The sequence below is a fragment of the Streptomyces sparsogenes genome (assembly GCF_001704635.1).
Classification (GTDB): Bacteria; Actinomycetota; Actinomycetes; order Streptomycetales; family Streptomycetaceae; genus Streptomyces; species Streptomyces sparsogenes.
Genome location: NZ_MAXF01000022.1, coordinates 51,692 through 60,718 on the forward strand (window position 1 = coordinate 51,692; position 9,027 = coordinate 60,718).

General features: G+C 71.4%; 6 protein-coding genes. 5 read left to right on the top strand and 1 reads right to left on the bottom strand.

Annotated features, from left to right (window positions below; all coding sequences use genetic code 11):
• Positions 1-321: 321 nt before the first annotated feature.
• Positions 322-3,054, top strand: coding sequence for a pyruvate dehydrogenase (acetyl-transferring), homodimeric type (gene aceE / locus BBH68_RS04195; RefSeq protein ID WP_065958892.1), 2,733 nt, complete (start codon positions 322-324; stop codon positions 3,052-3,054).
• Positions 3,055-3,187: 133 nt separating this feature from the next.
• On the opposite strand, the gene BBH68_RS04200 is transcribed toward aceE, so the two are convergent.
• The gene (locus BBH68_RS04200) at positions 3,188-4,789 is read right to left on the bottom strand and encodes a DHA2 family efflux MFS transporter permease subunit (RefSeq protein WP_065958893.1); all 1,602 of its coding nucleotides are present in this window, start codon (positions 4,787-4,789) and stop codon (positions 3,188-3,190) included.
• A gap of 116 nt (positions 4,790-4,905) precedes the next feature.
• Here BBH68_RS04200 and BBH68_RS04205 point away from each other — a divergent pair, with 116 nt between their 5' ends.
• From BBH68_RS04205 to BBH68_RS04220, 4 genes are all read left to right on the top strand, one after another.
• The gene (locus tag BBH68_RS04205) at positions 4,906-5,568 is read left to right on the top strand and encodes a TetR family transcriptional regulator (protein ID WP_065958894.1); all 663 of its coding nucleotides are present in this window, start codon (positions 4,906-4,908) and stop codon (positions 5,566-5,568) included.
• Positions 5,569-5,684: 116 nt separating this feature from the next.
• Positions 5,685-6,890, top strand: a complete 1,206-nt coding sequence (locus BBH68_RS04210) for an alpha/beta hydrolase (RefSeq protein WP_065958895.1) — start codon at positions 5,685-5,687, stop codon at positions 6,888-6,890.
• A 110-nt stretch (positions 6,891-7,000) separates the two neighbouring features.
• A complete protein-coding gene (locus tag BBH68_RS04215; protein ID WP_065958896.1) occupies positions 7,001-8,008 on the top strand; it encodes a DUF4429 domain-containing protein in 1,008 nt (335 codons plus the stop codon).
• Between the two features lie 84 nt (positions 8,009-8,092).
• Positions 8,093-9,027: sensor histidine kinase (locus BBH68_RS04220; protein WP_170066530.1), on the top strand; the 935-nt coding region annotated here is incomplete at its 3' end.

Here is a 9,027-nt window from a genome sequence, read left to right on the forward strand (position 1 = left end):
CTCCCATCATGGACGAACAGCCACCGGTGAGTCACATCACTCCCATATGCCCGCTTTGCGCGTACGTATCGTCACGATACGCCGAGTACGCCGGACAGCGGCCGAACGGGGGTACGCGGACCCCGCCGGGGGGTGGGCGTATGGTTGCGATTTGGCCGTCGCACCTCCGACGCCCGCGCAGCGACCGTCTCACCACGTGATGGTTACTCCCCGGTAGAGGTGACGTATCCCCTACCCGAGGTACACGATGGAGATCGGCGCGACACCAGCAGAGCACGAATCCATTGCGTGCACAGCACGACCGAAAAGCGAAGGAATAGCGTGGCTTCCGGATCCGATCGCAACCCGATCATCATTGGCGGCCTTCCCAGCCAGGTCCCGGACTTCGATCCCGAAGAGACCCAGGAGTGGCTCGACTCGCTCGACGCAGCCGTCGATGAGCGAGGCCGGGAACGTGCCCGCTACCTCATGCTCCGCCTGATCGAGCGCGCCCGTGAGAAGCGCGTCGCGGTGCCCGAGATGCGCAGCACGGACTACGTCAACACCATCGCCACCAAGGACGAGCCGTTCTTCCCGGGCAACGAGGAGATCGAGCGCAAGATCCTGAACGCGACCCGCTGGAACGCGGCGGTGATGGTCTCCCGCGCCCAGCGCCCGGGCATCGGCGTCGGCGGCCACATCGCCACCTTCGCCTCCTCGGCCTCGCTGTACGACGTGGGCTTCAACCACTTCTTCCGCGGCAAGGACGGCGGCGACGGCGGCGACCAGATCTTCTTCCAGGGCCACGCCTCCCCCGGCATCTACGCCCGCGCCTTCCTCCTGGACCGGCTGAGCGAGCAGCACCTGGACGCCTTCCGGCAGGAGAAGTCGAAGGCCTCCCACGGTCTGTCCAGCTACCCGCACCCGCGGTCGATGCCGGACTTCTGGGAGTTCCCGACGGTCTCCATGGGCCTCGGCCCGCTGGGCGCGATCTACCAGGCCCGGATGAACCGCTACATGGAGGCGCGCGGCATCGCCGACACCTCCCAGTCGCATGTGTGGGCGTTCCTGGGCGACGGCGAGATGGACGAGCCGGAGTCGCTCGGCCAGCTGTCCCTGGCCGCCCGCGAGGGCCTGGACAACCTGACCTTCGTCGTCAACTGCAACCTGCAGCGCCTCGACGGCCCGGTGCGCGGCAACGGCAAGATCATCCAGGAGCTGGAGTCGCAGTTCCGCGGCGCCGGGTGGAACGTGATCAAGCTGGTGTGGGACCGCACCTGGGACCCGCTGCTGGCGCAGGACCGCGACGGCATCCTGGTCAACAAGCTGAACACCACGCCCGACGGCCAGTTCCAGACGTACGCGACCGAGACCGGCGCCTACATCCGCGAGCACTTCTTCGGCGACGACCAGCGGCTGCGCAAGATGGTCGAGGGCATGACCGACGACCAGATCCTGCACCTGGGCCGCGGCGGCCACGACCACCGGAAGATCTACGCGGCGTACGCGGCGGCCAAGGCCCACAAGGGCCAGCCGACGGTGATCCTGGCCCAGACGGTCAAGGGCTGGACACTCGGCCCCAACTTCGAGGGCCGCAACGCGACCCACCAGATGAAGAAGCTGACGGTCGACGACCTCAAGCGCTTCCGCGACCGCCTGCACCTGCCGATCCCCGACAAGGAGCTGGAGTCCGGCCTGCCGCCGTACTACCACCCGGGCCGGGACTCGGAGGAGATCCAGTACATGCACGACCGGCGCAAGTCGCTGGGCGGGTACGTACCGACCCGGCTGGTGCGCGCCAAGCCGCTCCAGCTGCCGGACGACAAGACGTACGCGTCGCTGAAGAAGGGCTCCGGGCAGCAGCAGATCGCCACCACCATGGCGTTCGTGCGGCTGCTGAAGGACCTGATGCGGGACAAGGAGATCGGCAAGCGGTTCGTGCCGATCGCGCCCGACGAGTACCGCACCTTCGGCATGGACTCGCTCTTCCCCTCGGCGAAGATCTACTCCCCGCTGGGCCAGACCTACGAGTCGGTGGACCGCGAGCTGCTGCTCGCCTACAAGGAGGCGCCGACCGGGCAGATGCTGCACGACGGCATCTCCGAGGCGGGCTGCACGGCCTCGCTGATCGCGGCCGGCTCGGCGTACGCCACGCACGGCGAGCCGCTGATCCCGGTGTACGTCTTCTACTCGATGTTCGGCTTCCAGCGTACCGGCGACCAGTTCTGGCAGATGGCCGACCAGCTCGCGCGCGGCTTCGTGCTGGGCGCGACCGCCGGCCGTACGACGCTGACCGGTGAGGGCCTCCAGCACGCGGACGGCCACTCGCAGCTGCTGGCCTCGACCAACCCGGCCGTCGTCGCCTACGACCCGGCGTTCGGCTTCGAGATCGCGCACATCGTGCAGGACGGTCTGCGCCGGATGTACGGCGAGGACAGTGAGGATGTCTTCTACTACCTCACCGTCTACAACGAGCCGATCCGGCACCCGGCCGAGCCCGCCGACGTGGACCGCGAGGGCATCCTCAAGGGCCTGTACCGCTTCAAGGAGGGCGAGAAGGGCGCGATCCCGGCGCAGATCCTCGCCTCGGGCGTCGCGGTGCCGTGGGCGCTGGACGCGCAGCGCATCCTGGCCGACGAGTGGGACGTGAAGGCCGATGTGTGGTCGGCGACCTCCTGGAACGAGCTGCGGCGCGACGCGGTCGAGGCGGAGGAGCACAACCTGCTCCACCCGGAGGAGGAGCAGCGCGTTCCGTATGTGACCCGGAAGCTGGCGAACGCGGAGGGCCCGAAGGTGGCCGTGTCCGACTGGATGCGTGCCGTTCCGGACCAGATCGCGCGCTGGGTGCCCGGCACGTACCAGTCGCTGGGCGCCGACGGCTTCGGCTTCGCGGACACCCGCGGAGCGGCGCGCCGCTTCTTCCACATCGACGCGCAGTCGATCGTTCTCGGCGTGCTCACCGAGCTGGCCCGGGAGGGCCGGATCGACCGCTCGGTGCTGAAGCAGGCGATCGACCGGTACCAGCTGCTCGACGTGTCCGCCGCGGACCCGGGCCCGGCCGGGGGCGACGCGTAAACGGCCACGGCCCCGCCCGGTAGCCGGGCGGGGCCGCACAGGCGAAAGCGCCGGGCGGGCCGGTAACGGCCTGCCCGGCGCTTTGCCGTGCCGGGGCGTACTTGCCGCGGCGTACTCCGCCGTGGCGTACGGGTCAGATGTGCGCGGCTCCGGCACCCGCCTCCGCGTTGGCGCCGCGCTTGGTGAACGCCGCCACCCCGGCCGCGACGAGCGAGACGACGCCCGCGACGACGAAGGCGAGGCTCATCCCGGACACGAAGGTGTCATGCGCGACATCGGTGATCTTCGCCGCGATCTCCGGCTGGGTGCCCGGGGCGATCGGCGGCTTGCCGACCTCGACCGCCTCGGACGCCTGGTCGAGCTGGGTTCCGCTCAGCGGCGGGAGCCCGGCGCGCTGCCAGGAGCCGGGCAGCGCGTCATCGACCTTGGCGGCCATGACCGCGCCGAGCGCGGCCGTGCCGATGCTGCCGCCGACCTGCATGGACGCCTGCTGGAGGCCGCCGGCGACGCCCGCGAGCTCAAGCGGCGCGTTGCCGACGATGACCTCGGTGGCGCCGACCATCACGGGGGCGAGGCCGAGGCCGAGGAGGCCGAACCACAGGGACATCTCGCCGGTGGAGGAGTCCACGTCGAGGGTGGAGGCGCCGAACATCGCCACGGCGGTGAGCAGCATGGCGACGACCAGCGGGATCCGCGGCCCGACCTTGGTGATCACGCCTCCGGCCACCGGCGAGGCCACGATCATCATGCCGGTCAGCGGCAGCAGGTGCAGCCCGCTGTCGACCGGGCTCATGCCGTGCACGTTCTGCAGGTAGAAGGTGACGAAGAAGAGCCCGCCCATGAAGCCGAAGGCCATCAGCACCATCAGCACGGTGCCGGCGGACAGCGGGATGGAGCGGAACATGCGCAGCGGCAGCAGCGGCTCGCCGGACCGGGTCTCCCAGAACGCGAACAGCGCGAAGCAGACCGCGGCGAGCGCGAGGAACCCCAGCGTCCTGGAGTCGCCCCACTGCCAGTCGCCGGACTTGATCACGGCCCAGATCAGGCAGAACATCGCGCCCGACAGCAGCGCGATGCCGGGGATGTCGAAGGACCGGGGGGCGTTCTCGGCGCGGTGGTCCTTGAGGATGACCAGCCCCAGGACCAGGGCGAGGGCGCCGACGGGAACGTTGATGTAGAAGACGGACTGCCAGTTGACGTGCTCGACGAGCAGACCGCCGACGATCGGGCCGCCCGCGGTGGACGCGCCCACCACCATGCCCCAGATGCCGATGGCCATGTTGAGCTTCTCGGCCGGGAAGGTGGCGCGCAGCAGTCCGAGCGCGGCGGGCATGAGCAGGGCGCCGAACAGGCCCTGGAGCACGCGGAAGGTCACCAGCAGGCTCACGCTGCCGGACAGGGCGATGGCGGCCGAGGAGGCGGCGAAGCCGACGACGCCGATCAGGAAGGTCTGGCGGTGGCCGAAGCGGTCACCGAGCTTGCCCGCCGTGATCAGCGAGACGGCGAGGGCGAGCAGATATCCGTTGGTGATCCATTGGGCATCGGCGAGAGAGGCGTGGAGGTCCTCCGCGATGGCGGGGTTGGCGATGGCGACGATCGTGCCGTCGAGGGCGACCATCGTCACCCCGAAGCCGACGGTCAGCAGCGTCAGCCACGGGTGTCCACGCAGCCCCTTCGGGGGATCGGGTACGGGAGGTTCCGGCGCCCCGTGGGCGATGGTGGTCTCAGACGTCATGGAGAGAGGCTAGTGTCAGCGACTGACAATTGACAAACAACTTCACCATTCGGTAACTGTCAGTTTTGCCGCGGGTATGGTGAGCAGCCCCTGAGCACCAGAAAGCGAGCCGACAGGTGACAACGGACCAGGCGGTGGCACCGCCATCGGCGGGACTACGGGAGCGCAAGAAGCGGCGGACCCGGGCCGCCCTGGTGCGTTCGGCCCTGGAGCTGTTCACCCGGAACGGCTACGACCACACCACGGTCGACGAGATCGCCGAGGCGGTCGACGTCTCCCAGCGCACCTTCTTCCGGTACTTCGCCAACAAGGAGGAGGTCGCCTTCGCGGCCCAGGAGGCGACGGACTCCCACTTCTTCGCCGCGCTCACCGCCCGGCCCGCCGGCGAGGCACCGCTCGCCGCCCTGCGCGGCGCCGCCCTCGACGCCTGGGACACCATCGGCGAGGCCGTCACAGAACTGGTGCCCCCGGACCTCTACATGCGCATGTACAGCGTGATCGAGTCGACCCCGGCCCTGCTGGCCGTCCATCTGCGCCGCACCGCCGAACTGGAGGAGCGGCTGGCCCGGGAGATCGCCCGCCGGGAGGGCCTCGACATCGAGACGGACCCGCGGCCGCGCCTGGTGGTCGCGGCGTTCAGCGGGGTGATAAGGGTGGCGGGCCGGCTGTGGAGCGAGGGCGAGGACACCAGCATGGAGGCCCTGCGGGAACTCACCGCGTTCCACCTCGACCACGTCGGGGCGGCCCTGACCGGACATTGGAGTGAACGCCAGGAATGATCAGCAGGAATGAAAAGCCCTAAATAGGACAAAGAGGCCGCCCCGGGTCTGTTCAAACGTGAGAAGTGTCACGGCATTTGGCAGCCACCACCGCGCTTCTCCTAGGGTGGCCCGCGGTGACTTCCTTCTCTGAGCTCGGCTCCCCCTCCCCTGGCTCCACCGCCTGGCGTGCGCTGCTCGCCCTGGCGGTGGTGTTCGTACTGCTCGCCACCACCGGCTGGACGACCATGCGGAACCAGCGAGGGCCCGAGGGCCCGCTGGCCGCGTCGCTCGCCGCCTGGCACAAGGGAACGCTGGGCGGCCACGCCCTCCCCGACCCCTCCGGCCCGCCGCGCCGCCTGGCCCGCTATCTGGACTCGCTCACCGCCGCCCAGCGCGAGCGCCTGGCCCGCCGCTACCCCCTGGTCATCGGCAACATGAACGGCGCCCCGGCCGGGCTGCGCTACCGCGCCAACCGGATCGCCCTCCTCCAGGCCCGGAACGTCGAGCGCGAGCGGATGCACGACAGCGAGCTGACCCCGCTGGGGCGGCAGGACGCCGGGCGCCGGATGCACCGCTACGAGGAGCTGCTCGGCAAAGGACGGCAGATCCTCGCCTTCGATCCCAGCGGCTCGGGGCGGGCCGCCGAGGTCTTCGGCGACCTGGAACACGCCGGCCGGGTCTCAGTCGTGGTGCCCGGCGTGGACACCGACATCCTGACCTTCCAGAAGTCCGAGCGCGGCTACACCGCCGTGGTCGGCATGGCGCGCGCCCTCTACGACGCCGAGCGGGCCGTCGACCCGACCGGGAGGAACGCCGTCATCGCCTGGGCCGACTACACCTCCCCCAGCGGCGTCGGCATGGACGCCGCCACCGGCAAGCTCGCCGCGCAGGGCGCCCTGCGGCTGCGCGCGCTGGTCAACGGGCTGCCCGAGCTCACCCGCGTCTCGCTGATGTGCCACAGCTACGGCTCGGTGGTGTGCGGGGTGGCCGCCCGCGACCTGGCCCCCAAGGTCACCGACATCGCCGTCGCCGGCAGCCCCGGGATGCGCGCCGACCACGCCTCCGACCTGGGCACCAGCGCCCGGGTGTGGGCCATGCGCGACTCCGGCGACTGGATCCAGGACGTTCCGCACGTCGAGTTCGGCGGGCTCGGACACGGCGCGGACCCGGTCTCCTCCGGCTTCGGCGCCCGGATCCTGTCCGCCGACGGGGCACAGGGCCACGCCGGGTACTTCGAGCCCGGCACCACCAGCCTCGCCAACTTCGCCCGGGTCGGAGTCGGCTCCGTCGCGACCGTGAGCTGCGCGAACGGCGACAGCTGCCGGTCCGGCCTGAGCTGACGGCTGAAACTCACGCTGACGGCTGAAAATTAGCTCACAGCGCACATTCATTTGACGCGCGTAACCTCCGAGGGGGGACGGGCGGGCCCCCGCCGCATACGATGAGCCGCATGGGTGATGTGCTGGCCGGTTTTCAGACCGTCTGGGAGTTCGACACCGACTCCGTGCTCATCCGCTTCGAACGGGGGATCCGTACGCCGAAGCTGCTGCAGGCGCTCGGCGAGCGCCGCGTCCCTTACGAGGCGCTGTCCGCGGTGGAGGTCACTCCCGGCAAGCGGGGCACGGTGGTGCTCCGCGCCGTGCCGAGACCCGGCGCGGACCCCCTGATGGACGCCGCCGACGGCCAGCTCCGGGACGGCGGCGACCCGTACCGGCTGGTGCTCCCCGCCGAGCGCGGGACGCTCGCCGAGTACTACGCCGAGGAGATACGCGCCGCCCTCGGCCCCGCGGCCGCCATCCCCGCCGACTCCTACCTGGTCGCCGCGCCCGCCCCGCCGCTGTCGTTCAAGGCGTACGACGGCAAGGCGTCCTTCGACGGCAAGGCCGTCTCCTTCCGCTGGTTCTGGACCGGCGCCTCCTCGGCCAAGTGGAAGGCCGGGGACCAGCGCTTCCGGGTCGACGAGCTGTCGGGCGTCGAGTGGCGCTCGCCCGAGTCCAAGGGGAGCGGCTCCCCCAAGGAGGGGCGCAGCGGCTATCTGCGGCTGCTGCCGCACGGCGCGCAGGACGCACACCGGGGCGCGGGCGGCGTCGGCGCAAGCACGGCGCGCCCCGGCGCGGGCGCGGGTGCGTCGGGCTCCCCGGGCCTGACGGGACCGTCCGGCGCGGACGGCACCGCCGTGGCCACACGGCCCGACCACGACCCCGCCGCCGTCGTCTTCGGCCTCGGCTACGGCATGGTCCACGAGTCGCTGCCGTTCGCCGCCGCGGTGCTCGAGGCCGTACGGGCCGCCACCCCGGACCCGTCCGCCGGCCGCGCCCGCCCCACGGCCCCGCCCGGCCGCCGCGACCCCGCCGACATCGCGGACCGCATCCGCCACCTCGGCGAACTCCACACGGCGGGGCTGCTGACGGACGACGAGTTCAGCTCGAAGAAGGCCGAACTGCTCGCGGAGCTGTGACTCCGGGCCGCTCAGGCCATACCCCGGTATGCGATACCCCGGTATGACGTGCGGGCACGCCGGCCCCCCTACGCTGTAGCCGCCATGTCCCAGCCCTCGCCCGCCTCGACGCCGTCCGCGCCCGGCCCCGCCGCCACCGGCCCCGCCACCGCCGTGCCGTCCGCCGCGCACGAGAGCCTGCTGGCGGCCACCCGCCGCCACACCTCCGCCCTCGCGCGGGCGCTCGTGACGCCCGCCTACCCGGCGACCCCGCTGTTCGCCCGGTCCTCCCGGCGCTGGCTGCGGCGGCTGCCGTACGCGGTCGCGGGGATCCTCACCCTCATCCTCGTCCCGGTCACGGCGCAGATCCTCACCAACGACTACGGCGTGAACGGCGGCTTCGCCAGCGTGCTGGCCACCGCCCAGGCCGCGCCGCTGCTGCTGGCCGTGACCCGCCCGCTGCCCGCCTGGTGGATCGTCTTCATCGCCGACAGCGTCTGCGCGCTGGCGGTGCTGGGCTATCCCCACCTCCCGGCCCGCAGCTGGCCGTGGACGCCGCCCGGGATCATCGGCTACCTCTTCCTCCTCCTCGCCCTCGCGCTGCGCGAGACCCGCCACACCCTGGTCGCGGTCTGGCTGATCACCGGCGGTGTGGGGGTGCTCTTCGGGATACCGGGGGCGAGGTACAGCGACGGCAGCAATGTGCTGCTGTTCGTGCTCAGCGGCGTGGTGCTGCTGGTCGGCGGCGCGCTGCGGGAGCGCGGGGACGTCCAGCGGCGGCTGGCCGAGCAGGAGACGATCAGCGAGGCGGAGCGGGCCCGCCGCACGCTGCTCGAGGAGCGCGCCCGGATCGCGCGCGAGCTGCACGACGTGGTCGCCCACCACATGTCGGTGATAACGGTGCAGGCGGACAGCGCCCCGTACCGGATCGGCGGCCTGCCGCCCGAGGCGGAGCGGGAGTTCGGCACCATCGCGGCCACCGCCCGTGAGTCCCTGGCCGAGATGCGGCGGCTGCTGGGCGTGCTGCGCAGCGAGGACAC